A 24,574-nucleotide genomic window follows, 5' to 3' on the forward strand; every position below is an offset into this window, starting at 1 on the left:
CCTAATTATTTTCAGCCGCCCCGCGCCCGCTCTCCCCGCCGCCGCCGCTTGACACCGTCGGGCTACCCCTCCCGCCGATCCTCCGCCCCCCCCCCCCGCCCCCCCCACTACCGGTCATCAATCAGGCATTACCCTCACCGCCAGCCAACACACGGTGCCAGCCTTCCACGCCGAGCTGGTCCAGCGTGGCGATGTTGCGCTCGACAATCACGTCCGGGTCCGGGAACGCTGCCACCGCACGCTCAACACTGTCTTCGCGCAGCAGGTGCAGGGTCGGGTAGGGCGAGCGGTTGGTGTAATTGCTTACATCGTCCGGCGCCGCACCGGCAAACTGATACTGCGGGTGGAAACTCGCCACCTGCAGGATACCCTGCAGATCCAATGCTTCCACCGCCGCATCGGCGTTCTCCAGAAAATCGTTGTAGTCCAGGAAATCGCCGAGCACTTCCGGGTGGATGATCAGCGTGGTGTCGACCTGCTCAACCGGGGTGTCACGCAACAGCAGCAGCTCTTCGGCCAGCTGCTCCAGCAGCGCCTCGGGCGTGGTTGCATCGCTGAGCACGAAGCGCACCTGCTGCTTGACGTAGACCGCCTTGGCGAACGGGCACAGGTTCAATCCGATCACCGCTTTTTCCAGCCAGTTGCGGGTGACGGCGATGGGATCAATGGCGGCTTCTTCGTTCATGGCTGGCGCTCGGGCTGGCAGGGCAGGCGATTGTAGAGGTCATCGGCGTTGGCTGCCGTCGTGCTGTCATCGCGATGCCGTTCACTGTCCACAAACTGGACACCGTGCATTGTTGAAATTCCCTTGCTTTCAGCAGCTTGCAAGGATCTCGCCGAAGGCTAATAGGCAGTTGCCGGGCGCAGGTATTCAATGTCGACACAGACCACGCTAGGAGTACAGGCAATGGCAGAACAGGTATTTCTTCCCCCCGCGCTATGGGCGGGCAAACAGTTTGATGGTCAATGGCAGGCCGGTAGCAGCCAGCAGGAGGTGATCGAGCCGGCCACCGGCAAAGTGCTGGGCAGCATTGCGATGGCCGACCCGGCGCAGATCGCGCGCTCGGCCGCAGCCGCCGCCAAGGCGCAGCGCGACTGGGCCAATGCGCCTTATGAAACCCGCGCGCAGGTGCTGCGCCGTGCCGCGCAGCTGGCCGATGAGCATGCCGCCGAGATCATTGATTGGCTGGTGCGCGAGTCCGGTTCGACCAAGCTCAAGGCCGGCTTTGAGAACAAAGTGAGCACCAAGGCCCTGCACGAGGCCGCAGCGCTGCCCTCGCGCAGCGTTGGCGAGATCCTGCCGTCGGCATCGGGCCGGTTGAATCTGGCGCGACGTCGGCCGCTGGGCGTGATCGGAGTGATCTCTCCGTTCAACTTCCCCTTGTACCTGGCGATGCGCGCGGTGGCGCCAGCACTGGCGCTGGGCAATGCGGTGGTGCTCAAGCCCGATCCGCGCACGGCGGTTTGCGGTGGCTTTGTTATCGCCCGCCTGTTTGAACTGGCCGGGCTGCCGGCCGGTGTATTGCACGTGTTGCCGGGCGATGGTGCCGCAGGTGCGGCGCTGACCAGTGATCCCAATATCGCCATGATCCAGTTCACCGGCTCCACCGCTGCCGGCCGCAAGGTGGGTGAAGCAGCTGGCCGGCATTTGAAAAAAGTGTCGCTGGAGCTCGGCGGCAAGAACGCCCTGATCGTGCTCGACGATGCCGACATCGATCTGGCCATCGCCAATACCGCGTGGGGCGTCTATCTGCATCAGGGGCAGATCTGCATGGCCACTGGTCGCGTGCTGGTTCAACGCGGTATCTATGCGCAGTTCCTGGAGAAGCTCATCGCCAAGGCGCAGTCGCTGACCGTCGGTGACCCAGCCCAGGCGGATGTTGCGCTCGGCCCATTGATCAACGCGCAGCAGCGAGACCATGCTGCGCGCGTGGTGGCCGAGGCCGCAGCGGCCGGCGCAACCCTGGAAACCGGCGGCACCTATCAGGATCTGTTCTTCGAACCGACCGTGCTCAGCGGCGTGGACAAGACCAATCCCGCGTTCCGTGCGGAGATTTTCGCACCGGTGGCCGTGGTGGTGCCGTTCGACAGTGATGAAGAAGCTGCAGCCCTGGCCAACGACACCGAGTACGGCCTGTCGATGGCTATCGTCTCCAGCAATGTCGGCCGTGCCTTGAAGCTGGGTGAGCAACTGCACACCGGCATCCTGCATATCAACGACCAGACCGTGAATGACGAGGTCATCAATCCGTTTGGTGGTGTCGGTGCCTCAGGCAATGGCAGCAGCATCGGCGGCCCGGCCAACATCGAAGAATTCACCCAATGGCAATGGCTGACCATCAAGGGCGAAGCCCCGGCCTATCCGCTCTGAACAGGAGAAACCCATGAGTGCATCTGCAGAACTGCGTGACATCACCGTGGCGGTGGTGCGCGAGAAGGAAAAGCCGTTCACCATCGAGCAAGCGCGCATTCGCGGGCCCAAGGATGACGAGGTGCTGGTGCGGGTGATTGCTACCGGCCTGTGCCACACCGACCTGATCGTGCGTGACCAGTACTATCCGGTGCCGTTGCCGGCGGTACTCGGCCATGAAGGTGCGGGCGTGATCGAAGCGCTGGGGCCGGGCGTCAAGGATCTGAAGGTGGGCGACCATGTGGTGCTCACCTACGGTGCCTGCGGCCACTGCAATCCCTGCAGCGGGGGTCATGGTGCCTACTGCAAGGACTTCTTCGGCCTGAACTTCGGCGGTGGCGAGCTGGACGGCAGCACCGCCATCCAGGACCCGCACGGCCAGCCGCTGCACGATCACTTCTTCGCCCAGTCCTCGTTTGCGACCTATGCGCTTAGCCGCGAGAACAATGCGATCAAGGTGCCCGAGGATGCGCCGCTGGAACTGCTGGGTCCGCTGGGCTGCGGCATCCAGACCGGTGCCGGTGCGGTGATCAACTCGCTCAAGGTCCGGGCCGGTAGCAGCTTTGCCTCCTATGGTGCGGGCGCGGTCGGCCTGAGTGCGGTGATGGCCGCACGTGTGGCCGGTGCCACCACCATCATCGCCATCGATGTGGTGCCGTCACGGCTGGAGCTGGCCAAGGAGCTGGGTGCCACCCACACGATCAACAGCCGCGAGGTGGATGTGATCGAGGCGGTGCGTGCCATCAGTGGTGGCGGTGTTGATTTCGCGCTGGAGTCCACCGGTCGCCCGGAGGTGTTGGAGCAGGGCATCGAGGCATTGGCCGGTCTGGGCGTGATCGGCGTGGTGGGTGCGCCCAAGCTGGGCACCAAGGCCGCGTTCGACATCAACAACCTGCTGCTGGGCGGCCGCAGCATCCGCGGCATCGTCGAAGGTGACAGTGTGCCAAAGGTGTTCATTCCGCAGCTGGTACAGCTGTACCAGCAGGGCCGCTTCCCGTTCGACAAACTGGTCAAGTTCTATCCGCTTGAGCAGATCAACCAGGCGGCCGAGGACAGCACCAAGGGCATCACCTTGAAGCCGATCCTCAAGATCGGTTGATGGAACAAACCGTCGCGGGCCGAGCATGCCCGCGATGGCGATTCAGTCAGCGAGCGAGGTGTAGGCTGGGCGCAGTTGTCTGGAGGACGCCCATGGCCACCACGCTCGTGCAACAGCAGCAACGCCTGGCAGCGGCGCGACAGCGCTTCGCGGAAGGCGGCAGCCTGCCTGCGCAGTTGCTGGCACCTGCCGTGCTGCGTTCCTGGGAGCGCTCACGGCAGGCGGGCGTGCGCCCCCAGCAGGCGCCGCAGTATTCATCGTTGGCGCAACGCAAGCTGCGTCTCGACGATCCTGCTGATCGTCTGTTGGCGCGTTGCGTGCGGCAGGACATGGACGATCTTTGGGCGGCGTTCGGCGGCCGCCGTTGGACCCTGTTCTGCGTCAACCGTGATGGCCTGATCATCGCCCAGCGCGAGCACGGTCTTGGCGATGAAGCGATACTGCGGCCGATCCAGGTTGGCCGACGCGTGCGCGAGATCGAGATCGGCACTACCGCACCGTCCTGCGCACTGGCCGAGGATGCGCCGGCGCTGGTACGTGGCAACGAGCATTACCTCGATGAGTTCTCGCAGGTCTATTGCCTGAGCGTGCCGTTGCACGGTGTCGATGGCGACGTGCTGGGTGCGCTGGATATCACCGGCATCGGCGAGCGCGACAGCGAGTTGCTGCGTGGTTACTTCCGCCAGGCCGCGCTCTCGATCGAGAACCAGCTGATCCGGCAGCAGCGTGATTGCCATCTGCTGGCCGTGCAGCACGACGCGCGCTGGTTGGGCACGCCGCTGCAAGGTGTTCTGGCGGTGGGCGAGGACGGCCAGCTGCGTGCCGCCAACAGTGTGGCGCGACGCATTCTTGGCCTGCCGCGTAGCGGCGCATTGCCGTTGATGAGTTTGGACGGCGTGTTTGCCGAAGCCAGCGTGCACCAGCGCCGCCGCCTGTTGCAGGCCGGGCCGGTGCATCGGCTGCCGCTGCATGCGGACAGTGCCTTGCAGGTGCAGTATCTGCGCGGACCGGTGCCTTCGCGTGCCAGCAGCCAGACCGTTGCGGTGGCAACGACGAGTTCGCTACGCACCCAGGGCGCACTGGCGGTACGTGAAGCGGTGGCGGCGCATGCCGGCAATCTCAGTGCGGCGGCACGTCAGCTGGGCATCTCGCGCACCACGCTGTACCGCAAGCTGCAGCAGGCCGGTTGAGCCTGCTGCAACGGGTTTACATCAGTCGCGGAAGTTGTCGAACTGCAGCGGCTGTTCGAAGTCGTCCTTCTTCAGCAGCGCCATCACTTCCTGCAGATCGTCACGCTTCTTGCCGTTGACGCGCAGCTTGTCGCCATTGATCTGGGTGTCGACCTTGATCTTGGATTCCTTGATCTTGGCGGCGATCTGCTTGGCCAGCTTCTGCTCGATGCCCTGCTTGACCGTCACCTGCTGGCGCGCGCCACCCAGATTGGTCTCGATGTCACCAAACTCCATGCAACGGAAATCGATGCTGCGTGCGGCCAGGCGCTGCTTGAGGATGTCGGCCATCTGCTTGAGCTGGAAATCGGTGGGCGCGGTGAGCTTGATCAGCTTTTCGCCGTCCTGCTCGAAGCTTGCGGCCACACCCTTGAAATCGAAGCGGGTGGACAGCTCGCGGTTGGCCTGGTCGATGGCGTTGGTCAGCTCGTGCTTGTCAACTTCGGATACGACGTCAAAGGAAGGCATGGGCCTGCTCCAATCAGAAAACAGCGGCCATTCTAGGCGATTGGCGGGGAGGGGATGGTGGAGGCTGTCGTTGCGCTTGGCTTAGGCTTGCTTTCAGCTCGTCATTCCCGCGAAGGCGGGAATCGCTCCTGATCTTGCTCCTGCATTTGCTTTGCTTTGGCTCTTCTCTCAGTCGGGAAAACCAGAGAGCCAGAGCCAAGAGCGATTCCCGCCTTCGCGGGAATGACGAGCTAGGGGCAAAGGCCACCGCCAGAGCCAGAGCCAAGAACTCCAGCCCCTCACAACCCCAAGCGCAGCTTCACCTCAGCCGCAATCCGGCTGGTCTCGCGCAATGGCTCAACCGCCAGACTCAAGTCAGCATCGAACGCCGCCAGCCCATCCAGCAACCGCCCACGCTCCCGCAAGGCCTGCTGGAAGGACGCCATCCGCTCCTGCGCTCGCTGGCCCAGCAACACACCAACCGGCACACGGGTGGCGCAGGCTTCCGACAGCAGGTTGACTGAGTCAGGCGTGCAGACAATCCGGTCGGCCCAGCCCAGCAGCCCGGCATAAGGATTGGAGCCATCGCCGCCATCAGCCCAGATCACCCCGGGCACATCGTCGAAGGCACGCAGCAGTGCGGCCGTCACCGCGCGTGGGGTTCGACGCGAGGTGGTGGCCAGCACGCTGCCGCCGTCAGCGCGGATGCGCGCGGCCAGTTGCTGGAATAGCGGCTGGATATCGCTGTCCTGCCACGGCGCATGGTCGGTAGGGCCGCCCACCAGCAAGGCCGTGCGTGGCCCTGGCAGCTGCTCGAAGCTGGAGAACGCGGCCCGGCCCCAGGCCAGCCAGTCATCGCTGACCGGGTTGAGGCTGCCAAGCAGGGTGAGCACATTGTCCGCGCGCAGGCGGTCGTGCTCGGGCACCACCAGCAGGTCCCAGTGGCGAGGGGGAATGCGTGGGTCAAGGATCTGCACGGTGCGGCTGCCGCGTTGACGCAGCACCCGCAACGCGCCCGCAGCCTGCCGACCACAGCCGATTGCCAACTCCGGTGCATTGTCAGCCAGGTGCGCGAACTGCGGTCCAAAACCGCGGGCGGCGCCCGGCAGCCGGCGCGGCGCCAGCCAGCGCCACGGCGCCCGCGGCTGCAGTTGCAGCCGCTGCTGGCCGCCCAAGGCCAGCGCGGACGCCAGCGCCACCGCCTGGCGCACATTGCCTGCGCGGCCGTCGGTGATCGTCCATGGGAGCGTCGATCGTTTCGCGTATGGCATTAATTCGTTTCAATAAGGCTGGGTGTTGCAACAGCCAGAGGGCTCTACACTGCGACCTCTGATCGGCGTGTCATTGTCCGGGGCTGACCCGTGCAATGTCACGACCGTAGCCAATTCATCACGGAGTTTCCATGTCCGACATCTTCAACGATGCCGCGCTTGACCAGCTGTTCCGCACCGCTCGCACCCAGAACACGTTCCAGGACCGCCCGGTTGAGGACAGCCAGCTGCGTGCCCTGTACGACCTGCTGAAGTGGGCGCCCACCTCCGCCAACGCCAGCCCGGCGCGCTTTGTGTTCGTCAAATCGGCCGAAGCCAAGCAGAAGCTGGCACCGGCGCTGTCCGAGGGCAACCTGGCCAAGACCCTGGCCGCCCCGGTCACGGCGATCGTTGGTTTCGACCTGGACTTCCACGAGAAGCTGCCCTACCTGTTCCCCCACACCGACGCCAAGGCTTGGTTTGACGGCCCGCGCGAAGGCCGCCATGAGGCTGCGTTCCGCAACGGCAGCTTGCAGGGTGCCTATCTGATCCTGGCCGCACGCGCGCTGGGCCTGGATGCGGGCCCGATGTCGGGCTTCGACCCGGCCAAGGTGGATGAAGCGTTTTTTGCCGGCACCGCCATCAAGTCCAATTTCCTCGTCAATCTGGGCTATGGCGACCCGTCCGGCATCTTCCCGCGCCTGCCGCGGCTTTCGTTCGACGAAGCCGCGCGCATTGCCTGATTGCTGAAGTGTTCCACGCGGCGTCCGTCACGTTGGCTGACGCCTTGCTTGTCGAAAATAATCCGTCTATCACCTCCAAGGAGAGATCCATGTCCGCTATGACCAAGTTGCTGCTCCCGCTGGCCCTGGCCGCTGCCATCACCGCCTGCTCCAAGCCGGCTGACACCGCTGCCCCGGCTGCCGCCCCGGCCGAAACCGCTGCTGCGCCGACCGATGCCGCTGCTGCTGCCCCGGCTGCCCCGGAAGCTGCTGCGATCCAGATCGCCGCCGGCACCTACAAGCTCGACCCGACCCACACCGACGTGCTGGTGCAGTGGAGCCACATGGGCTTCTCCAACCCGAGCGCGCATTTCGGCAACGCTGACGGCACCCTGGTGTACGACGCTGCTGACGTGAGCAAGTCCAGCGTGGAAGTGACCCTGCCGCTGAGCGGCTTGAACACCTTCACCGCCAAGTTCGACGAACACATTCGCAGCGCTGATTTCTTCGACGCCGCCAAGTTCCCGACCGCCACCTTCAAGAGCACCAAGGTGGAAGCCGCTGGTACCAACAAGCTGACCGTGACCGGCGACCTGACCGTCAAGGGCATCACCAAGCCGGTGGTGCTGGACGTGACCGTCAATGGTGCAGGTGAGCACCCGATGGCCAAGGTGCCGTCGGTCGGCTTCGATGCCACCACCACGATCAAGCGCAGCGATTTCGGCGTGGGCGCCTACGCCCCGGCCGTCAGCGACGACGTCAAGATCCGCATCACCACCGAAGCCTCGATCCCGAAGGCCGAGGAAGCTGCCGCCAAGTAATCGCGCCAGCGGTTTCTTCGCAGCATGCAGCAAACGCAAAGGCCCGCCATTGGCGGGCCTTTGTCGTTGAACCCTGAAGCCCCTCTCCCGCCGGGAGAGGGGTTGGGGTGAGGGTAGGCGAAAGCACGTCAAGCAAGCCGTAAGCAGCAACATGGCTTCCTTGCCTTTGTAGGAGCGGCGTAAGCCGCGAAGCCGATACATCATCAGTTGGCAAAGATGCGGATAGCTTCAGTACCGCCAGCTTCGCGGCTTACGCCGCTCCCACAAACGAGCGCTCACCAATCCGTGCTGGCACCCCGGCAAGCCGCACATGCCCCACCAACTGCCTTAGATAGCCACCCGCGACACATAGCAGTGCATCGTCAACAGGCTTCAATATGCCTCTCCCCCAGCGCTGATGAAAATGCCGCGCATACGGCAGCAATACGTCTGAAAAGATCACCATCAGTTGCGCGGAGAAAAGCGCGAGCAGCACTTCCAGCCCCAGTGCATCCAGTACAGGCACCAAGGTGGCCAGTTCCGGGTTGCAGACGATGCACAGAATCACGACGGTGGTAAGCAAGGCGGCCACTCGGCCGCGCCAGTTGCGAGTCTTCATTTGGTGAACCATAGCAAGTAGCGGGCATGGTTGATGACTGGGGGCGCTGGCCAACGCTACTGGCGAGAATCGGTGTGGACCTGATTCACCGATTCGAGTTGGTACCCGGTAGCTGCGGAATGTGGCGAGGCGGGGTGCCAGCCTGCTGATGGCCTCGCTGTTCCAACCGTACCTTGCCAGCGCCAGCCGCCGCCTCGGCGACGTGCGGAACCGGTACCTCTCCTGCCAGCTGCCTCGCCAGCTCGACATTGGCGATATGGCCATGCATGAACAGCAGGTCGGTATACACGCTCATTTCCCTACTCCTTGTTGAGAGGATTTGAGGTTAGTTCCGGGATATAGTCAGGAAAAGCGAGCATCCCTCAACCAAGTGTTGAATTTTATTCAATCCTGATGTCAAAGCCTCCACTCCAGTTCCTGCAGGGCTTCGTGCTTGCCGCGCGTATGGGCAATATGTCGCGCGCCGCCGAAGCGATGAATGTCACCGTCAGCGCTTTGAGCCATCAGATGCGCCAGCTGGAGCAGCGGCTCGGCTATCCGCTGCTGCTACGGCAGGCGCGAGGCGTGGTGCCGACGCAGGAAGGGCGGCGCCTGCTCGACCAGGTTGGCCCGCACCTGGATGCGATCAACGAGGTCTTCCGACCGTTCCAGGCGCGGCGTGATTGCGTGTTGTCGATCAGCGCGGTGCCGACGATGGCATCGGCATGGCTGGTGCCGCGTTTGGGTCGCTTCGTGGCGGCGCATCCGCAGATCGAGATCAACCTGCAATCCAATCAACTGCTGATCGATTTCGAACGGCAACTGCAGTTCGATGCAGCGATGCGCATCGGCGATGGCCGCTGGCCGGGAGTGATCGCCGAACCCTTGATCGATGAGTGGCTGGTGCCGATGGCCAGCCGGGCATTGGTCGAACGCATGGGCGGCATTGATGCGAAGCCGCTGTCGGAGTGGCCACTGTTAGGCGATCCGGATGGTGAATGGGATCGCTGGTTCGCGCTGATCGGCGCAAAGGCGCCCAAACGCTATGTTGCGATCTTCGATGATTCCGAATCGCACCACCGTGCTGCGTTGGAGGGCGTAGGCGTTGCGCTCGGGCGGGTGACGCGCGCACAGTTGCTGCTGCAGTCAGGCCAGTTGCTGTTGCTGTCCAATCAACGCCTCAAGACAGCGTGGTCGCACTGGCTGGTCTATCCGGAGCGTTCGGCCAACCACCGCGGCTTTCTGGCATTCCGTGAATGGCTGCATGCGGAAGCCGCAGCGTATCGTGAGCACATGGGCGAACAGCGCTGAGCTTGGCAGTCAGCATGCATTGCTCGCTGAGGAGGGGGTTACCTGATCCACGGCGCAAAAACACGCAAACGCTGCGGTCGCGAAGAAAGCGTAAACGCTACCAGTATCGCCGCTGCGCTCAAGGCCATTACCCAGACCAGCACAGCCATCGTTGCGTGATCCACCGCAAGGCACAGCGCCAATGCAACGCAGATGCTGCAGCTGCCAAGGATGCGCAATACGCGCAGGACGCTGGGCGATGGCTCGCGCAGCCACACCTGCAGTGCATGCACCTGCATCGACAGCGCCAGCCAGGCCATGCCAACAAGGCTGCTCAATAATGCGGCGGCCAGCATCAGGTTGGCAGACAGCGACTCATGCATGGGCGTTCTCCCGCTGTGCGGCCTGTTTGGCATGCGCGCGCTGGCCGAGCTTGCGGGCAGCGATCATGGCCACGCACGCACTGCTGAGCAGGAACAGATCGATACCCGCCACCGGCCAATAGCCGCGCGCCAGCGTGCGCAGCAGATGGTCGCCGGTGGTGATCCAGTTCAAGGCAACCGCTGCAACCGCCATCACCGCGATGGCCCAGGTCTGTTCGCGCCATGCCGGGTTGGCCAGGCCGCGTGCCACCGGTGCACCGCGCACACCCGCATGCACCAGTGCCAGCGCCCACACCGCCCAGAACGCATAGCGCTCCCAGTCGCCACGGCCGGGCAGGGCTTCGGGTAGCAGGCGGTTGGCGATCAGGATGCCGAGGGTGGCCAGGACCATACCGGTTACGGTGGTCACTGCCAACGCGTCCACGATGCGCGCACCCTGGCTGCCCTGCAGGGCGTGCTGGCGTTTGCGTTTTTCGACAAAGAAGATGAAGCCGGTGGCAATACAGACCGCGCCGACGAGGCCGCCGAACACGTACAGCCAACGCAACAGCCAATGTCGGAAGTGCTGCAGGTGCAGGCCGGTGAGGAACTCTGCCATGCGTGCAACCGGGGTGGCGGCCGGGTCCTCGCGGATCAGTTTGCCGTCCGACGATTTGAAGTGGATGCCATCGCCTACCAAGGCGATGCGGTCGGTGCCGGCGCGGTACACGCTGACATAGCCATTGGCATCGCCAACATGCTGCAGCACCAGGAAACCGACATCGCCAGCCTTGTCATTGGCCTGCCAACGCTGCTGTGCCTGCGCGACCATCGCATCCACCGATGCCAGTCCGGCACTGACGCCCGCACGTTGGTGCGGCAGGCCGGTTTCCTGCGCTTCCACCCGCTCGTGCAGGTCATGCAGATCGTGCAGTTGGGTATGCCCGACCGGAAAGTAATAGGTACCTGCGAAGATCAGCAGGCCGGTGAGTGCGAAGAAGAAGTGGAACGGCAGCGCCACCACGCCGGTAAGGTTGTGCAGGTCAAGCACGCTGCGCAGCCTGGCTTTGCCGGGGCGGAAGGTGAAGAATTCGCGGAAGATCTTCCGGTGCATCACCACGCCGCTGATCAACGCGGCCAGCATCACCAAAGCGGAGAAGCCGACGATCCAGATGCCCAGGTTCTTCCAGTCCAGGGTCAGGCCGTAGTGCAGCGGAAAAAAGAAGCCGCTGCCGATCTTCAAATGGTCGTCGGGAAGCACGCTGCCATCGCGCGGATCGATGGTGGCATAGGCCCATATCAGCTCTTCCGGGTCCTTGGCATTGGGCACCTGGTAGCCGGCATACAGGGCCAGTACCGGATCACGGTGGGTGGTGTACGCGCTCCAGCTTGCGACTTTGTCGAAGTGCGTGGGCATTGGTCCGTTGACCAGCGGGCGCATCGCATCGATGGCCTCCTTGGTCGGCTGCATGCGCTCGAACGCCGGCCGCAGGATCTTCTCGAAGGACGGCATCGGTTGCGCTTCGATGCGGGTGGCCGGTATCGCCCAGCGGTCGATTTCGCGGTCGAAGACGGACAGCGCGCCAAAGAAGAACGCCGCCATCAGCACGAAGCCCAGCACCAAGCCGAACCAGGTATGCAGCCACGCCATTGCTTGCCGGAAACTATTGAACATGGGTTTCTCCGGTCATGCGAGCAGGGATTGGATGAGCGATGCGGCACCCGCCATCAACAGCCCGCCGCCCAGCAGAACGGCCCAGACGCGCAGCAGGCGCTGGCTTGCGATGCTCCACAGGAACACCGTCACGTAGGTGAGCAGGCCGATGAAGGCACCGAGGAACTCGGCATCGTGGAAGTCGAGCTTGGCTGCGAACAACAGGCAGGTTGCCAACGCCACCGTGCCCCAGGCAAAGATGTAGCCGCCGAACATTGCGGCCAGCACCCGCAGCACGACCTGTTGGCGCGAGCGGGAAGGAGCAGTGATGGTGGTTGGTTGGGACATGGTGTTTGGGGTGTCTTGGGTTGCGGTCAAAGGTGAAGCGGTGTGGTGCTTGAGGCCTTCTTCAATAGCAAGAGAGGACGGCCGCTTGAGGCCCCGCTCCCTTGCGGGAGAGGGGGTGGGGAAGGTTGGTGGCGAAGTGCTACCCCTCTCCCGCCCCTTCGGGGCACCCTCTCCCGCAAGGGGAGAGGGGATGAAGCCAAAAGCCAAAAGCCAAAAGCCAAAAGCCAAAAGCCAAAAGCCAAAAGCCAAAAGCCGAAAGCCGAAAGCCGAAAGCTATGACTGCTTCGCTATGCGCCGTCCTCAGAAGCGCCAGTCAAAGCTCAACTGGTAATTGCTCGGGGCACCGTAGTAACCAATCTGGTACAGGCTGTTGATGTACTTCTTGTCGGTGAGGTTGTTGACGTTGGCGCGTATGGTTGCGTTGGGCAGTACATCCCAGGCGACGAAGGCGTTCAGCAGAGCGTAGCTGCCCTGACGCACGATGCCGCCGGTGTAGATGTCAGTAGCGGAGATTTCACTCTGCCAGCGGCCACCCAGGCCGAACGACAGTGCCTCGTAGGTCGGCAGGCGCGAGGTGAGCATCAGGTTGGCGGTACGGCGCGGCACCCAGGTATAGGTTGCGCCACCGTCTTCGTTGCTCATCTTCAACTGGGTGTAGCCGAACACCAGGTTGGTGTTGTCATTGAGCTTGCCGGTGGCCTCGAATTCGACACCCTTGGACTCCACGTCAACGCCGTAATACCAGTACTTGGCGCTCGCTTCGTCGTAACCACCTGAGGTGGCGAGATTGCCTTGCTTGGCCTTGAACAGCGCCAGCGTGGTAAGCAAACGGCGGTCCAGCCACTCGGCCTTGACGCCAACTTCGTAGTTCACGCCCTTGGTCGGATCCAGGTAGACCAGATTGATGTCATATTGGTCCTGCGGCTGGTAGATGTCCGAGTAGCTGACATAACCCAGCACCTTGTCGGTGAAGTCCCAGGTCAGGCCCGCATAAGGGCTGATGTGATCTTCGGTCTGGTTGAAGTTCTCGCCATTGTTGCCATCGCGGTGGTATTCGGCCCAATTGAAGCCGAGCACGGCCTTGAACTGGTCGGTGAAGGTAAGGCGGGTAGCCCCGTAGCCCCGCTTCAACCGCTGATTGGTCCAGCTTGCCTTGCGGCGTGCACTCCATTGCGGTTCCGCAATGGCATTGCCTGGATAGGGGAAGAATTCCGGATTGAGGTTGGACGGTACATTGATGGGGTGATCCCAGGTGGTCTGGTCGCTCTTGCCCACGCTGAAGCCGAACATCGCTTCCTGCTCATGCCCCAGCAACTGGAAACGTCCGTTCACGGTGATATCGCCCAGATGCGAGCTGCCCGCGTCGATACCCTTGTATGCCCAACCGACCAGCCCCGCGCCGGTGATCGGGTCCAGCCCGCTCAGGGAGTAGGCGAAGAACAGTTGATCGTCGCTGTCGATCTTGCGGTAGTTGTAGGTCGCCTTGGCCTGCCAGTCGGCGCCCAGCTGGTGGGTGTACTCGACGAACGCGGTCTGGGTCTTGGTGTTCCAGTAGGTCCAGTCCTGCGTGGTCGACGCACTGCGGCCCCACTCGGCCTGGCTGCCATCGTTGTTGCTGAAGGTCAGCGCGCCCCACATGTTGTGGTCGCTGTTGGCTTTCTGCCAGGAGTAGCCCATGGTCAGCGTGCCGTTGTCGCCGATCTGGCCATCCACCACGCCATAGAAGAAGTTGCGGTCGGTCTCGTAATCGCGCAGGTAGGAGTCGCCGTCTTCATGCGCGGCCACAACACGGCCGGCCCAGCGGCCGTCCTCGGTGAACGGGGTGGAGTAATCCACCTCGACCCGGCGCTTGCCCCAGGAGCCAAGGCTGATGCCGACCTGGCCCTTGCTCTCGTTGGTGGGGCGCTTGCGCACATAGTTGATGGTGCCCGACGCATTGCCTACGCCGGTAAGCAGGCCGTTGGCGCCACGGATGACTTCCAGCTTCTCGTAGCCGAACGCATCCATTGCGCCGGTGACGATGCCCCAGTCATTGGGCAGGCCGACACCATCGATCTGGGTGTTCTTGATTTCCAGGCCGCGCGCCAGGTAGTTGGTGCGGTTGGTTTCCCATTCCTCCACCTGGATGCCGGTGGCCAGGCGCAGCGCATCATTGATGTTGTCGATGCCGAACTGCTGCATCTGCTCGGTACTGACGATGCTGATCGACTGCGGCGTTTCCTTGATATCCAGGTCGAGGTTGGTGGCGCCGTTGCTGACCCGGTTGGCACGCTGCGATACCACGCGCACCGTATCCAGCTGGGTAGCGGTGTCATTTTCCGTGCCGGAGGCAGAGGCGGAGACACTCTGTGGTGCGGCCATGGCAGCGCCGCAGCTGCTGGCCAAGGCCAGGCAGATGGCGACCTGCAGACGGTTGCGGGTGTTGCGGAACGGGAACAAAGAGCCACCGGCATGAGCCGGGCGGGCAAGGGAGCGACTGGGGTGCATGAGCAAGCCTGAACGGATTTAGATAACGGATTGACCACGGGCGGGGCGGTCCCGCTTCCGTTGCGGGTGGTAACTGCGCTCAAGCGGGCGGCGATGTTAGTGGGAAATTAAATGCGAATGATTCGCAGTTTGCAACTGTTCGGGCAGTCAGGTTTCGTCAAAAGGCTGTGTCTGCGGGGTGACCACCGGGCTAAATCAGACCGTGTGCTGGGTCACCTGCAGCACGCCATCGGCTGCTTGTATGCTTTGGTCGACGCCCGCGAGCCGAGGTGAAGATGTCCAACGCGTTTCATGCAGATGTTGAACGTCGTGGTCCCCTGCAACGCTTGGCCTGGGCATTGCTCTGGCTTGCACTGGCGGCGTTGAGCCTGCATTTTCTCCTCGCCGTCCATGGCCAATACCGGCATCTGGACCCTGAGCACTACACGATGTACTGGTCGCGGCGCGGCTGGTTGTGGCTGCACATAGCGGGTGGGGTGCTGGGCATCGTGCTCGACCCACTGCAGTTCCTTACTCGCTGGCCACGTGCCTGGCCGCGCCTGCATCGTTGGTTTGGGCGCAGCTACATCGGCGGCATGTTATTGGCCTGTGCAGCAGCGGTGGGCTTGATCGCCACCTCGCCGGCACCTGCTTCGATCACCACCGCGTTCGCGGGCACCGCGCTGGCTTGGCTGCTGACGGCCTTGGTGGCGATGATCAGCATCCGCCGTGGCAAGGTTGCATGGCATCGCCGCTGGATGACGCGGGCCTATCTGGTCACGCTGGCACCGGTGGTGTTCCGGCTGTTGCTGCCAGCTTGGATAGCGAGCGGGCGTGCGCCCAGCCCGGACGCCATCGCGCTGCTGTTATGGAGCAGCTGGGTGTTGCCCCTGCTGCTGCATGGCGTGCTGTCGAATGCGTGGACGAGGTGGCGGGGAAGGGCGCCGTCGATAGCATCTCCGGCGGGGTGATGCTTCCCGCTGCCAGTTGGACTGACGGGCGATTCAAGGCTCAGCGGGCGAGCGGGCAGCGCCACGTAGTATCGGAATGAAGCGCACCGCCATGCCAACCAGCAGGAAGGCCACCAGCATCGCCGCCGAGTTCGCCAGCACCTTGGCAAAACCAATCCTGGCGATATCGATGAAGTAGTACGGATACATGCCGGTCAGTTCGCCGCGGATCAACGCATAGGCGAAGTAGCCGATCGGATAGATGCACCATGCCAATGGCGCGAGCGCACCAATCCGGATTCTGGGTGCAAACACAACCCAATAGGCAAGCGCGCAGAGCGGCACCACGTAGTGCAAAAGGTAGTCGGCTAACAGCTGCAAACCTTGCGGGTTCCAGGCATTGCGCAGCAGCACGTGGTAGCCCGTACCAACCATGACAATCGAGGTGATCGCACAGCCGAGTACCTCGGGTTTGGCGAAGAACCGGCCTGGGCCTGTTGCCTCTGCGACAAGCGGCAAGCTGGCTGCAAGCGCGACGAACAGATTGGTAAGCACCGTGAAATAGGCGAGGAAAGCGAGCGTGCCATGGATGACGCCACGACCGCTGGAAAGCGCCAACTCGATGGACAGGTAGAGCTGCAGCAGCAGCGCTATCCAGGCGACAGCTGCCAGTAGCCCAAGCATCTTTCTGTCTATTGCGTGAGGCTTCATCGTCATCTGCTCCCCGATGGAGTTCAACTGCCTGGATGGGCAGAGTAGCGCAGTACCAACATCAGCCCGCAAGCAAGCGACGTATCAGTCCGCAGCCACCAGCGTCCCTCTCCCTCAGGGGCTAGGTCAGGCTGCTTGCGAGGCACTGGTTCGCAGCCTGATTTGGCGCCCTTGTGCTGGTCGCAAGGGCGTGGGGGCGGAGCGGGGGTTGGGGAGATGTGATGCAAGTAGCGCTGCTGGCACACCGGGGAGGGCCGCAAAGCTCTGCCCCCGGTCTCCCAGAGCGCCTACACAACTCATCCCACCGGCAGGAATCGCGTCACCTTGTGTTTGAGCAGCTGCACCAGTACCGGATCCATATAGTCGTAGTCATCCGGTATATCCAGGCAGATGACCCGCTTGCCATCGAGGTGCGCGCGGAACTTCTTTGACAGCTTGCTGCGGTGGGCTTTCTCCATCACGAAGATCATATCCGCCCAAGCCAACAGCTCCGGTGACACCGGCGTACTCGCATCATTTCCCAACCCGGCCGACTGCGTTTCAATACCCGGGCAGTTGGCGAACACCTGCTCTCCGGTAGGACTGCGCAGACGGTTCTGGGTGCAGATGAAAAGGACGTTGCGTGGCATGGCGGCTCTTCCAGGACGCAGCGCCTGATCAGGCGTGAGGTATGGATGATGATGCAGGGATGCGGCGGCGCAGGAGCATTGCGGTGAATGCAGCAACCGCCAGCAGCGGCCAACCGAAGAATAGTGCACTGAAAAGCAGCGAACCGTTCACCATCCCCATCAGCATCAAACAAACCAAGCTGCCACAGCCGAAACCGATCCAGATAAATGTCGTGTTGAAGGTCAGCTGGCCAGTGCCAACTACGAAATAGGCGCGCCACAACGCGATGATGCCGAACCAGCCGCCGATCAGGCAGGTCAACACCAGCGTGGTACTGCCAAGATGCTCGTGGCGTTGTATCGACTCCGCCGCGAACATCGCGCCCAAGGCGCTGTAGAACAGTGCTACCAAGGTGCTCGGCACGAGTACTACAAATCCGATGAGCTGGGCCAGCAATTTCGTGCGCATGTGATCCTTCATGTTGGAGTGCGGATCACGCCGCAGGATGCTTCCAGCTGAGCTTGGATGTGCCTGCTGCAGGTTCGACGGAGGTCGCTTGCGAAACATGGGAGTCGCGATCAGCGCGGATCCGTTTCCACCACCACCGCAGTTCCGTAGCAGAGCACTTCGGTGAGCCCCGTCATCAGCTCGGTGGCGTCATAGCGAACGCCGATGATTGCATTGGCACCCAACTGCCGGGCATGGGTCACCATGTCGCGATAGGTTTCATCGCGGGCCTGTTCGCACAGTTCCGTGTAGATGGTGATGTTGCCACCGAAGATGGTCTGCAACCCGCCCAGGAAATTGCCAACGATGGACCGCGAGCGCACGGTGATGCCACGCACCAGGCCGAGGTTGCGCACGGCCCGGTAGCCCGGCAGTTCCAGGGCGGTGGTGATCATCGCGTCGTTGAGCAGGGCGGGTGCCGTGCGGCTGGGGGAGGTGTTGTAAGGGTCGGTCATGGTGGGTGCCGATGAGGCGCATCAGGAATTCGAGTATGCGTGCATTCCCGTACCTGGCACCATCGCCCAATCGCAAGGCGTCTTGGAGCCGGCCCGCAGAGCGGGCCGGGAGTATGGGGAATCAGGCGGACCTTACCAATGCTGCCGTTGCTTTGCGCACCACCGGCAGCAGCAACAGAAGGATGGGGAAGGCGACCAGCCACGAAATGCCCCAGGCAGCGAGCCACTTGGAACCGAGCAGCGGCGACATGCCGATGCTTTTCAAGGTGCTGATCAGGGAGACGACGCAGGTCATCAGGTTCGACAGCAGCAAAGGCATGACCAAGGCGCCATAGCGCAAGGGAAGCTTGGGAATGCCAAATGCGATGGTGGTTTTGTTTGTAGCGTTCACGGTGATCTCCTGGATCCGGTCAAGCAATGGCGCCTATCACCCACGGGTGGGTGAACAGCCCCGGCAATGCCGGAGTTGATGGGCGCGTTGGTTGACGTGAACGCTTACGGCCATCGCGGGAACCGCGAGGACGGGCGAATGGTAGAAGTTGAAGACGCGTCTGGCAAGCGTAGGCACGCAGTCGCCAACCCGGCTGTCAACGGTGTTCAGTGCGTGGCAGATGCAGGCCGGTGATCCGGGTGACACGGCCGACGGCGACCCTACGCGGACCTTCATGGCAGTAGAAGCGAGTGCCTACCTCGATGCGTTTGCGATGGATGGTTGCGCGCATCTCGTCGACCACCACCATCATCCGGGCGGGCAGCTCGATACCAAGTGGCAAAGCTTGGTCTATAGGCAGGCTGTTCCCTGCAGCGGAATAGAAGTCTGGCCAGATCATGTAGAGCTGGTCGTTGCAATCATCTTCGGCATACGAGAAATCCCAGCGGATGCCATTGAACGCTGATGTTCTGCGTCCACCTTCGGTCTGGGCAAGGATTCGGATGCAGGCTTCGAAGTCGTCAGTCGTGGGGTAAAGTCGATGCATAGCTTTCTTTCCCTGTTGCCGCAAAACGATGTCGGAAGCATCACCGAAGCTGCTTTGCCGTTGAGTATGCCGGTGCTCATTGCCCCATCATTTCGCGCAGTTCGCTCACCCGGCCAATGTTCAACTGCATCGGGCAGAACGAGTACATGGGCGAGCCCACATAGGAGCCAGTCAGCTCACAGTGCAGATCGCGGTATACGAGCCATGATTTCTGAGCGCGCTCAAGCTTGGCCGCATCATCAGCGTTTTCTGCCAGCAGCTTGTTGTAGAGGGCCCGGTACAGGCGCGTCATCTCTGCCTTGGCTCCATCCGAAGCGGCGGTGGAGCATGCTTCGACCGTGCCGTTGTTCATCCCGCCAGCTTTGGCAAGGCAGTCGCTGTAGACCTGTTGGTGATCCAGCGGGGTTGCTGCAGCTGCTGCAGCAAGGCTTGCTCGCAACAAGAGGACAAGGATGAGACATCGCATCGTGCATAACCTGTGGGTCGGCAGCTGCAGCTGCCTTGGGGGTCGTGTGCCGTCAGCTGCGGCACGCCGTGGATCAGCGACGCGTGAGTTCCTGCCCGTCGACCGTCATCTTCCAGCGGTCCTCCACTTGATGCGGCGGCGCCGACACCACGAAACGGGTGGTCAACGGCCCAACCCCGACGATGAAGTCATCGCCTTCATAGGCCTTGATCGGTGCATCCAGTGACTTGCTGGTCGATGGGCTGGGTTTGTGCTTGTAGACAACACGTCCGCTTGCGTCGATAAGCAGAAAGGTGGTGGCTGATTCCCAAGTGCCAACATAGTCCTGCTTGTCTGCAGGTACGGGCTTGCCACACGCGGCTAGCAGGCACGTGAACAGCAGGCCGAGCAGGGCAACGCGGCCACGGCGTAGCAAGGGTTGCAGTTGCATTGTGCTGCGATTGGCGTCGTGTGAACTGGTTTCTTGCATTCTGAAGTCCTTTCTGTGGGCGTTGGTAGCAGATCAGCTGGACTGCGGCTGATCTGCTGATTGAATTTGGCAGCACTCTGCCAACGAATTCCGAGGGCAGCAAGGTATCGTCGTCTGGAGTTGCGTGGCGATTTCAACGCAGATGAAACTCGCGAGCGTTTGTGAAAACTGCTTGTTCTGCCGCTTCTGCATTCTGGTGCAGGTTCCCGCAGTGGAGCCTCACTCCGTTGCCGAGAACGACGCGTGATAGGCGACCGATCCCTGTGGTATCGCCCCGCCGAATGAAAGTGCCTGGAAGTATTCGGCGGGTACGCCGGGAAGCGTGAGCGCTGCGTTTGCTTCGAACCCAAACCGCGCGTAGTAAGCCGGCTCGCCCAGCACCATGCAGCCGGCAGCGCCGAGCGCACGAAGCCGGTTGAGCGTTTCCTCGATCAGTTGCGTGCCGATGCCCTGGCCTTGCAACGGCGGTACGACCGACACCGGTCCGAGCCCATACCAGCCGATATCGGCGTCATCGATGGTTACCGGCGAGGCGGCAACGTGGCCAACGACTGCGTCGGACTGCTCCGCAACCAGGGAGACAGCAAGCTGCCCAGAGCGGCGTAATGCAGCCACGATGAACTGTTCGGTGTGACTGCTGTGCTCAGCGTTGGCGAAGGCGGCGACCGTCACCGCGTCGATGGCTGCGATGTCGGCGGGTATTTCCTGGCGGATCTGGATATTCATGGGTTCAGGTGTGGCGTCTACAGGGGGTGACTCGGATGCGGAAGCATATCGGTTTCGCTGTGCGACCCCGCTCACTTGCAGTCAAGTGTAACGATGGGTTCCAGGTAGGCAGGGAGCGTGCCGGTGTTGTCCATGGCTGTAAGCGCATCAAAGCGGGGGATGCGTGCGGCCGGATCGGTGGCCAGCAAAGCCTTGTAGGCCTTCAGCATGCTGCGCATGCCTGCGAGCTGCGAAGGCTGCAGTGCGCCTTTCTGCGACGGGTTGGCGACCTGGAAGGCGGCGCTGCCGAAGATGAACTGTGCCAACAACTCTGGACCATTCGGGACGCCATTGGCGGGTACCGGCGTCAGCACGTCCGGGCAGACGTAGTCCACCGCGTCCTTGGTGCTGTCTTCCCATTCAAGCAGCAGGGCGCGGATGCTCGTCGCCTCCGGGTGTCGTGGCTGCGCTTCCAGCAGGGCGGTCAGGCCCACAACCTGGGAGCTGTCGACTTTCAGTGCGCTGTCGTCTTTGGCGACACTGCCCAAGGGGAGAAGCAGCAAGAGCGCGAGCACCTGCCTGGGGAATCGCATTGCACTGCCTCCTGGGACGAAAACGGCTTGCTGGTGCCGACAGAACCCGGAATGCCCCGTGAGGGGCAGGGATACGACCCCATTGATCATTGAACGAGATGGGGAGCTGCTCAATCACTTCTTCAAGGTGAACGAAAACAGCTTCGCGCATCTGCTGTGCATGCACTGTGCTTTTGTCCGTGCCAAGCACCGCAGGCGGGTGCTGCCGTTGGCAGCAGCTCGTCCAACGTCGCCAAATGGGGGCCGCCGTACCAGCTACCTGCAGGCGGCGCTGACCTGTTGGTCCAGCCTGGTGCGCATATCGACTGTCGTCTGTGAGCCCGCCGCAGCCAGAGCGGCGGTGCGCATTGCCTTGGCACCATCACAGCTCTCGTTGGCTGCGGTGGTCGTATAACGGACCTGGGCACGCCGTTGGCCAGATCCGACCGGAGCAGTGGATAGCGCTTGCGTGGGGTTGGTAGTTGAAGGCGATGCATAGCGGCGCAGGGAGGTTTCTCCCTCACTGCACGGAATGGACTGGTAAGTGGTCGCCCCCTCCGGGCTGCTGCACTTGTACACGGCTTGGGCATGCGCCGTGGGTAGGGTGAACCAAAGCGTGGCGGACGTGAGCAGAGCGAGGCAGGCCGGTTTCATTGACGCTCCATACGACAAGCTGAATAGGGGGCGACGATTATGTCCGGTTGCGGAAAGCGAATCTGGAACCACTCCGCCTTTTTGGAAAAGCGGGGGCGGACGAATCAGGGCATTCCCGCTGCTCGGGGGCCAAGGCGCATGCGCGCGGGGCTTGGGGCAGGCTCAATCCGCGGCTGAAGGCCGCGCCGATAGTATGTTGTCGATCCAATCAGCGTAGTGGCTGACGCGGACATTGCAGGCGACCTGGCCATAGCGTCCGGGCCGTGCGGTCAGTACGTTGCCCTGCACAACCTTCCAGGAGCCCAACCCGGCGAGTAACCACTGATCACCGCTCTGTATCAATGCCGGGCCACCGCTGTCTCCGTTTCCGAGCACGCCTTCCAGTGGCAAGGCCGAAGGTGGTGCGTCGAATACGTAGCAGAGCCAGCGGTCATACGCGCTGCTTGCTTTGTTGAAGGCACGGCGCAGTTCGGTGCGGTTGGGGCCACTGGGGTCGTGGCCAATGTCACCGGTGCCGGTAGCCCCTTTGCCGATCAGTTTGATGATCTGGCCAGCCTCATCCTCGTGCCGGTAGCGAGCCACCGGTGCCACGTCAGTCACCGGTTGGCTTAGCTTGATCAACGCGATGTCGTCCGATGACGCCAGAAACACGACGATCAACATTGCCTCGCCGCTGGCCGTGGCCTGGTCGATAAGCGTCTGCGGCAGCGTCCTGTAACCCGGGTGGATGATGACGCGCTCAACCTCTCGGGGCAGCCCATTGATGACGACCTGCTTGAGCTCGGCATGTTGCGGCAAGGTGTGTGCGGCAGTGATGGCCCACTGTGGGGCAATCAAGCTGCCATGGCCTTCACCGGGCATGTCGACCAGCGCGGGAAACTCGCTGCTGGGAATCCGGTACCCGGCGTCATCAACATCGTGGCGGATGACGATGGCTGCGGCGGGCAAGGACCCAGCCAGCAGCAGTGCGAACAACAGGAATCGTTTCATCTTGGATCAGGCTCGGTGACTGGAGATTGCTTCGGCAAGAGAGACCAGCGGGACACTGTGCGCCCATCGATACGTCGTCGCCGTCGCTACAAGAAGCGAAATCTACGTGGCGATTTCAAGTGAGTAGTCGGCTGGGATCTTCGTGGTCCTGGTTCCGGTCGAGCAGGGTGCCGCTCCAGCGGACTATTCTTTGGGATCATTGGTTGCGGATTGTTGTTGCAGGCGTCGTGCGGCCTTGCCAAGCGAATAGGCTGTGGCCATCTGGAAAATCAGAAACGCAGCCAGCGCCAGGAGCACCAGGATCAGGATGGCTGGAGGAATGGGATGCCCGGTCAGCACTGATCCAACGATGATGAGGCCAGTGCTGATGCCGATGTACAGGATGGAGTTGGCCTTGCGCCGCATGCGTGCGATCAGCCTGTTTCGTTCGGCGTCCTTTGCAGCGGAGATATCGTTTTCCATGCTTTTACACTCCTTGTAGGCTTTCAACGCTTGGGGGATATCGCGACAATCCTGCTTGTCGGGCCGGGAAGCTCATTGAAACGACTGAGCTTTCCGTTCGGATTGTGCGGATAGTGAAGCGACGCTTTCGCGTACTCTCGTTTCCGTCAAAGAAAGCTGCCCGGATGCTTTGAATCTATCGAGACCCGTGGTTACCGGCAATGCTTTCTCGCGCTGCGATCATCTCAACCAGTGTATCGATCGTCGCCTGCATGGCGCGAGCGGTCTGGTCACCACTCTGGTTGGTGATAACGAAGATACCAAGATCATACTTCGGGATGATGTAGATGTAACATTGCGAACGGGGCACGCCGCCATGATGGGCGTAATAGGTGCCTTTCAAACGGTCGCCGCTGACGATGTTCCAGAAATAGCCGATGCTGAACTCTGGATCGAAGTTGACCAGCGTACGATGGGATTCCTCCACGACGGGTCCGTTGGCCAGGTGGAATCTCAGGTACTTCACCATTTCCGGAACGGTTGCTTTCACATTTCCGGATGCACCCCAGGGCAGTTGCGGCATCGGCGTGGTCGGCACCGGATTGTCACTGTGATAGCCAGGCGCAAGCCGGCTGGCGTCAGTGTCGTCAAGCCGGATTCTGACATCACTCATCGCCGCAGAATTTTGCAGGAACCTGCGCAGCAGCGACGCGTAGTCGCTCTTGTAGACGACCTCCAGGATATGCGCCACCAGCTCGGTTCCGGTACTGGAATACGCATATTCCTTTCCAGGAGCGCGGCCAATTTCGACGGAATGCAGGTCCCTGAAGAAGTCAGCCTTACCGTAGTTCGCATAGATGGCATTGAGCTCGCCGGGCGTACGCTGATCGGTGAAGTCGGCCAGGATGGTGTTGGTGCGTTCTGGCAGCATGTTCGGCAAGCCGCTGGTATGCGACAGCAGGTGGCGGACACGGATGGGTTCGTCCTTGTACTGCAGGTTCGGGTAGACCCCTTGCAGATACATCCGGATATCGTGATCCAAGCTGAGCCTGCGCTCCAGAACTGCATTCGCCATCAGCGTCCCGGCCAGCGTCTTGCTCAAGGAACCGATTTCGTAGAGGGTCGCATCGGTTGGAGGCCCAGGTTTGCTGGTTTCCATATCGCCGCGATGACGGATGAATTCCTCGCCCCGATATACGACGGCAATTGATGTCGAGTGAAGCAACGGCTGTTCGATCAGCGTTGCGGCGACCTCATCGATGTCTGCTCCAAGATCTTTCGTCGGGGCCGCCGTTCCGGCGCAGCCCGAGACCAAGAGTGCGGCGGACAGTGCGGCGCAGCTGAACCACGCCCAATTTCGAACAAACATCGAAGTCGCTTGCATGCGTCGGTG

The 24,574-nt window shown here is 62.2% G+C and carries 30 protein-coding genes; 8 read left to right on the forward strand and 22 right to left on the reverse strand.

Annotated elements, in window-relative coordinates:
• Positions 1-121: 121 nt before the first annotated feature.
• Positions 122-685: a DUF1415 domain-containing protein gene (locus ACVOK8_RS12225; RefSeq protein WP_481567040.1), complete on the reverse strand. Its 564-nt coding sequence runs from the start codon at positions 683-685 to the stop codon at positions 122-124.
• A gap of 222 nt (positions 686-907) precedes the next feature.
• On the opposite strand from ACVOK8_RS12225, the gene ACVOK8_RS12230 reads away from it, so the two are divergent.
• From ACVOK8_RS12230 to ACVOK8_RS12240, 3 genes are all read left to right on the forward strand, one after another.
• Positions 908-2,371 (forward strand): benzaldehyde dehydrogenase, encoded by a 1,464-nt coding sequence (locus ACVOK8_RS12230; RefSeq protein ID WP_481567041.1) that lies wholly within the window; start codon positions 908-910, stop codon positions 2,369-2,371.
• 13 nt (positions 2,372-2,384) lie between these two features.
• Positions 2,385-3,509 (forward strand): NAD(P)-dependent alcohol dehydrogenase, encoded by a 1,125-nt coding sequence (locus ACVOK8_RS12235; RefSeq protein WP_481567042.1) that lies wholly within the window; start codon positions 2,385-2,387, stop codon positions 3,507-3,509.
• Positions 3,510-3,601: 92 nt separating this feature from the next.
• Positions 3,602-4,699 carry a helix-turn-helix domain-containing protein gene (locus ACVOK8_RS12240; RefSeq protein WP_481567043.1) on the forward strand — a complete coding sequence of 366 codons (1,098 nt, stop codon included), beginning with the start codon at positions 3,602-3,604 and terminating at the stop codon, positions 4,697-4,699.
• A 21-nt stretch (positions 4,700-4,720) separates the two neighbouring features.
• Here the strand turns inward: ACVOK8_RS12240 and ACVOK8_RS12245 are convergent, their stop codons facing one another.
• Both ACVOK8_RS12245 and ACVOK8_RS12250 read right to left on the reverse strand, forming a co-directional pair.
• Complete coding sequence (locus ACVOK8_RS12245) at positions 4,721-5,206, reverse strand: YajQ family cyclic di-GMP-binding protein (protein ID WP_057626773.1); 486 nt, start codon at positions 5,204-5,206, stop codon at positions 4,721-4,723.
• Between the two features lie 278 nt (positions 5,207-5,484).
• Entirely contained in the window at positions 5,485-6,456 is a 972-nt protein-coding gene (locus tag ACVOK8_RS12250) for a mitochondrial fission ELM1 family protein (protein WP_481567045.1), read from the reverse strand.
• A 131-nt stretch (positions 6,457-6,587) separates the two neighbouring features.
• Here ACVOK8_RS12250 and ACVOK8_RS12255 point away from each other — a divergent pair, with 131 nt between their 5' ends.
• Both ACVOK8_RS12255 and ACVOK8_RS12260 read left to right on the forward strand, forming a co-directional pair.
• Positions 6,588-7,178 carry a malonic semialdehyde reductase gene (locus ACVOK8_RS12255; protein ID WP_481513100.1) on the forward strand — a complete coding sequence of 197 codons (591 nt, stop codon included), beginning with the start codon at positions 6,588-6,590 and terminating at the stop codon, positions 7,176-7,178.
• An 89-nt stretch (positions 7,179-7,267) separates the two neighbouring features.
• Positions 7,268-7,978 (forward strand): YceI family protein, encoded by a 711-nt coding sequence (locus tag ACVOK8_RS12260; protein ID WP_481567046.1) that lies wholly within the window; start codon positions 7,268-7,270, stop codon positions 7,976-7,978.
• Between the two features lie 250 nt (positions 7,979-8,228).
• Here ACVOK8_RS12260 and ACVOK8_RS12265 read toward each other — a convergent pair whose 3' ends face one another.
• The gene (locus ACVOK8_RS12265) at positions 8,229-8,576 is read right to left on the reverse strand and encodes a hypothetical protein (protein WP_481567047.1); all 348 of its coding nucleotides are present in this window, start codon (positions 8,574-8,576) and stop codon (positions 8,229-8,231) included.
• A gap of 85 nt (positions 8,577-8,661) precedes the next feature.
• Complete coding sequence (locus tag ACVOK8_RS12270) at positions 8,662-8,871, reverse strand: hypothetical protein (RefSeq protein WP_481567048.1); 210 nt, start codon at positions 8,869-8,871, stop codon at positions 8,662-8,664.
• 98 nt (positions 8,872-8,969) lie between these two features.
• On the opposite strand from ACVOK8_RS12270, the gene ACVOK8_RS12275 reads away from it, so the two are divergent.
• Positions 8,970-9,866 carry a LysR substrate-binding domain-containing protein gene (locus ACVOK8_RS12275; RefSeq protein WP_481567049.1) on the forward strand — a complete coding sequence of 299 codons (897 nt, stop codon included), beginning with the start codon at positions 8,970-8,972 and terminating at the stop codon, positions 9,864-9,866.
• A 38-nt stretch (positions 9,867-9,904) separates the two neighbouring features.
• Here ACVOK8_RS12275 and ACVOK8_RS12280 read toward each other — a convergent pair whose 3' ends face one another.
• The 4 genes from ACVOK8_RS12280 to ACVOK8_RS12295 all read right to left on the reverse strand — a co-directional run bounded on the left by ACVOK8_RS12280 (position 9,905) and on the right by ACVOK8_RS12295 (position 14,696).
• Complete coding sequence (locus ACVOK8_RS12280) at positions 9,905-10,228, reverse strand: DUF3325 domain-containing protein (protein WP_481567050.1); 324 nt, start codon at positions 10,226-10,228, stop codon at positions 9,905-9,907.
• Positions 10,221-11,882, reverse strand: a complete 1,662-nt coding sequence (locus ACVOK8_RS12285; protein ID WP_481567051.1) for a PepSY-associated TM helix domain-containing protein — start codon at positions 11,880-11,882, stop codon at positions 10,221-10,223. The genes ACVOK8_RS12280 and ACVOK8_RS12285 overlap by 8 nt, the downstream gene beginning before the upstream one ends.
• A 12-nt stretch (positions 11,883-11,894) precedes the next feature.
• Entirely contained in the window at positions 11,895-12,209 is a 315-nt protein-coding gene (locus ACVOK8_RS12290) for an iron uptake protein (protein ID WP_481567052.1), read from the reverse strand.
• A 300-nt stretch (positions 12,210-12,509) separates the two neighbouring features.
• The gene (locus tag ACVOK8_RS12295; protein WP_481567053.1) at positions 12,510-14,696 is read right to left on the reverse strand and encodes a TonB-dependent siderophore receptor; all 2,187 of its coding nucleotides are present in this window, start codon (positions 14,694-14,696) and stop codon (positions 12,510-12,512) included.
• Positions 14,697-14,971: 275 nt separating this feature from the next.
• Here ACVOK8_RS12295 and ACVOK8_RS12300 point away from each other — a divergent pair, with 275 nt between their 5' ends.
• Complete coding sequence (locus ACVOK8_RS12300) at positions 14,972-15,646, forward strand: DUF2306 domain-containing protein (protein ID WP_481567054.1); 675 nt, start codon at positions 14,972-14,974, stop codon at positions 15,644-15,646.
• Between the two features lie 33 nt (positions 15,647-15,679).
• Here the strand turns inward: ACVOK8_RS12300 and ACVOK8_RS12305 are convergent, their stop codons facing one another.
• The 10 genes from ACVOK8_RS12305 to ACVOK8_RS12350 form a co-directional block, all read right to left on the reverse strand.
• Positions 15,680-16,336, reverse strand: coding sequence for a Pr6Pr family membrane protein (locus ACVOK8_RS12305; RefSeq protein ID WP_481567055.1), 657 nt, complete (start codon positions 16,334-16,336; stop codon positions 15,680-15,682).
• Positions 16,337-16,632: 296 nt separating this feature from the next.
• Positions 16,633-16,965 (reverse strand): low molecular weight protein tyrosine phosphatase family protein, encoded by a 333-nt coding sequence (locus ACVOK8_RS12310; RefSeq protein WP_481567056.1) that lies wholly within the window; start codon positions 16,963-16,965, stop codon positions 16,633-16,635.
• Between the two features lie 28 nt (positions 16,966-16,993).
• A complete protein-coding gene (locus tag ACVOK8_RS12315) occupies positions 16,994-17,413 on the reverse strand; it encodes a hypothetical protein (protein ID WP_481567057.1) in 420 nt (139 codons plus the stop codon).
• A 110-nt stretch (positions 17,414-17,523) separates the two neighbouring features.
• Positions 17,524-17,907, reverse strand: coding sequence for a YbjQ family protein (locus ACVOK8_RS12320; protein WP_481567058.1), 384 nt, complete (start codon positions 17,905-17,907; stop codon positions 17,524-17,526).
• Positions 17,908-18,028: 121 nt separating this feature from the next.
• Positions 18,029-18,325 (reverse strand): DUF2798 domain-containing protein, encoded by a 297-nt coding sequence (locus ACVOK8_RS12325; RefSeq protein WP_481567059.1) that lies wholly within the window; start codon positions 18,323-18,325, stop codon positions 18,029-18,031.
• A gap of 169 nt (positions 18,326-18,494) precedes the next feature.
• Positions 18,495-18,884, reverse strand: coding sequence for a hypothetical protein (locus ACVOK8_RS12330; RefSeq protein WP_481567060.1), 390 nt, complete (start codon positions 18,882-18,884; stop codon positions 18,495-18,497).
• Positions 18,885-18,960: 76 nt separating this feature from the next.
• Positions 18,961-19,350: a lysozyme inhibitor LprI family protein gene (locus tag ACVOK8_RS12335; RefSeq protein WP_481567061.1), complete on the reverse strand. Its 390-nt coding sequence runs from the start codon at positions 19,348-19,350 to the stop codon at positions 18,961-18,963.
• Positions 19,351-19,423: 73 nt separating this feature from the next.
• Positions 19,424-19,819, reverse strand: a complete 396-nt coding sequence (locus ACVOK8_RS12340; RefSeq protein ID WP_481567062.1) for a hypothetical protein — start codon at positions 19,817-19,819, stop codon at positions 19,424-19,426.
• 219 nt (positions 19,820-20,038) lie between these two features.
• Positions 20,039-20,545, reverse strand: a complete 507-nt coding sequence (locus tag ACVOK8_RS12345) for a GNAT family N-acetyltransferase (RefSeq protein ID WP_481567063.1) — start codon at positions 20,543-20,545, stop codon at positions 20,039-20,041.
• Between the two features lie 71 nt (positions 20,546-20,616).
• On the reverse strand, positions 20,617-21,087 hold the full coding sequence (locus ACVOK8_RS12350) for a hypothetical protein (protein WP_481567064.1): 471 nt from the start codon (positions 21,085-21,087) through the stop codon (positions 20,617-20,619).
• Between the two features lie 112 nt (positions 21,088-21,199).
• On the opposite strand from ACVOK8_RS12350, the gene ACVOK8_RS12355 reads away from it, so the two are divergent.
• Complete coding sequence (locus tag ACVOK8_RS12355; protein ID WP_481567065.1) at positions 21,200-21,511, forward strand: hypothetical protein; 312 nt, start codon at positions 21,200-21,202, stop codon at positions 21,509-21,511.
• A gap of 401 nt (positions 21,512-21,912) precedes the next feature.
• Here the strand turns inward: ACVOK8_RS12355 and ACVOK8_RS12360 are convergent, their stop codons facing one another.
• From ACVOK8_RS12360 to ACVOK8_RS12370, 3 genes are all read right to left on the reverse strand, one after another.
• Complete coding sequence (locus ACVOK8_RS12360; protein ID WP_481567066.1) at positions 21,913-22,740, reverse strand: S1 family peptidase; 828 nt, start codon at positions 22,738-22,740, stop codon at positions 21,913-21,915.
• 183 nt (positions 22,741-22,923) lie between these two features.
• The gene (locus ACVOK8_RS12365) at positions 22,924-23,202 is read right to left on the reverse strand and encodes a hypothetical protein (protein WP_481567067.1); all 279 of its coding nucleotides are present in this window, start codon (positions 23,200-23,202) and stop codon (positions 22,924-22,926) included.
• A 175-nt stretch (positions 23,203-23,377) separates the two neighbouring features.
• Positions 23,378-24,565 (reverse strand): serine hydrolase domain-containing protein, encoded by a 1,188-nt coding sequence (locus ACVOK8_RS12370; RefSeq protein WP_481567068.1) that lies wholly within the window; start codon positions 24,563-24,565, stop codon positions 23,378-23,380.
• Positions 24,566-24,574: the final 9 nt, after the last annotated feature.

This window comes from Stenotrophomonas sp. STEN083 (genome assembly GCF_056759195.1).

Bases quoted from the DNA above. Each gene is read 5' to 3' on its own strand.
- ACVOK8_RS12225 (WP_481567040.1), bottom strand. From the start codon at position 685: ATGAACGAAGAAGCCGCCATTGATCCCATCGCCGTCACCCGCAACTGG.
- ACVOK8_RS12230 (WP_481567041.1), top strand. From the start codon at position 908: ATGGCAGAACAGGTATTTCTTCCCCCCGCGCTATGGGCGGGCAAACAG.
- ACVOK8_RS12235 (WP_481567042.1), top strand. From the start codon at position 2,385: ATGAGTGCATCTGCAGAACTGCGTGACATCACCGTGGCGGTGGTGCGC.
- ACVOK8_RS12240 (WP_481567043.1), top strand. From the start codon at position 3,602: ATGGCCACCACGCTCGTGCAACAGCAGCAACGCCTGGCAGCGGCGCGA.
- ACVOK8_RS12245 (WP_057626773.1), bottom strand. From the start codon at position 5,206: ATGCCTTCCTTTGACGTCGTATCCGAAGTTGACAAGCACGAGCTGACC.
- ACVOK8_RS12250 (WP_481567045.1), bottom strand. From the start codon at position 6,456: ATGCCATACGCGAAACGATCGACGCTCCCATGGACGATCACCGACGGC.
- ACVOK8_RS12255 (WP_481513100.1), top strand. From the start codon at position 6,588: ATGTCCGACATCTTCAACGATGCCGCGCTTGACCAGCTGTTCCGCACC.
- ACVOK8_RS12260 (WP_481567046.1), top strand. From the start codon at position 7,268: ATGTCCGCTATGACCAAGTTGCTGCTCCCGCTGGCCCTGGCCGCTGCC.
- ACVOK8_RS12265 (WP_481567047.1), bottom strand. From the start codon at position 8,576: ATGAAGACTCGCAACTGGCGCGGCCGAGTGGCCGCCTTGCTTACCACC.
- ACVOK8_RS12270 (WP_481567048.1), bottom strand. From the start codon at position 8,871: ATGAGCGTGTATACCGACCTGCTGTTCATGCATGGCCATATCGCCAAT.
- ACVOK8_RS12275 (WP_481567049.1), top strand. From the start codon at position 8,970: ATGTCAAAGCCTCCACTCCAGTTCCTGCAGGGCTTCGTGCTTGCCGCG.
- ACVOK8_RS12280 (WP_481567050.1), bottom strand. From the start codon at position 10,228: ATGCATGAGTCGCTGTCTGCCAACCTGATGCTGGCCGCCGCATTATTG.
- ACVOK8_RS12285 (WP_481567051.1), bottom strand. From the start codon at position 11,882: ATGTTCAATAGTTTCCGGCAAGCAATGGCGTGGCTGCATACCTGGTTC.
- ACVOK8_RS12290 (WP_481567052.1), bottom strand. From the start codon at position 12,209: ATGTCCCAACCAACCACCATCACTGCTCCTTCCCGCTCGCGCCAACAG.
- ACVOK8_RS12295 (WP_481567053.1), bottom strand. From the start codon at position 14,696: ATGCACCCCAGTCGCTCCCTTGCCCGCCCGGCTCATGCCGGTGGCTCT.
- ACVOK8_RS12300 (WP_481567054.1), top strand. From the start codon at position 14,972: ATGTCCAACGCGTTTCATGCAGATGTTGAACGTCGTGGTCCCCTGCAA.
- ACVOK8_RS12305 (WP_481567055.1), bottom strand. From the start codon at position 16,336: ATGAAGCCTCACGCAATAGACAGAAAGATGCTTGGGCTACTGGCAGCT.
- ACVOK8_RS12310 (WP_481567056.1), bottom strand. From the start codon at position 16,965: ATGCCACGCAACGTCCTTTTCATCTGCACCCAGAACCGTCTGCGCAGT.
- ACVOK8_RS12315 (WP_481567057.1), bottom strand. From the start codon at position 17,413: ATGCGCACGAAATTGCTGGCCCAGCTCATCGGATTTGTAGTACTCGTG.
- ACVOK8_RS12320 (WP_481567058.1), bottom strand. From the start codon at position 17,907: ATGACCGACCCTTACAACACCTCCCCCAGCCGCACGGCACCCGCCCTG.
- ACVOK8_RS12330 (WP_481567060.1), bottom strand. From the start codon at position 18,884: ATGCATCGACTTTACCCCACGACTGACGACTTCGAAGCCTGCATCCGA.
- ACVOK8_RS12335 (WP_481567061.1), bottom strand. From the start codon at position 19,350: ATGCGATGTCTCATCCTTGTCCTCTTGTTGCGAGCAAGCCTTGCTGCA.
- ACVOK8_RS12340 (WP_481567062.1), bottom strand. From the start codon at position 19,819: ATGCAAGAAACCAGTTCACACGACGCCAATCGCAGCACAATGCAACTG.
- ACVOK8_RS12345 (WP_481567063.1), bottom strand. From the start codon at position 20,545: ATGAATATCCAGATCCGCCAGGAAATACCCGCCGACATCGCAGCCATC.
- ACVOK8_RS12360 (WP_481567066.1), bottom strand. From the start codon at position 22,740: ATGAAACGATTCCTGTTGTTCGCACTGCTGCTGGCTGGGTCCTTGCCC.
- ACVOK8_RS12365 (WP_481567067.1), bottom strand. From the start codon at position 23,202: ATGGAAAACGATATCTCCGCTGCAAAGGACGCCGAACGAAACAGGCTG.
- ACVOK8_RS12370 (WP_481567068.1), bottom strand. From the start codon at position 24,565: ATGCAAGCGACTTCGATGTTTGTTCGAAATTGGGCGTGGTTCAGCTGC.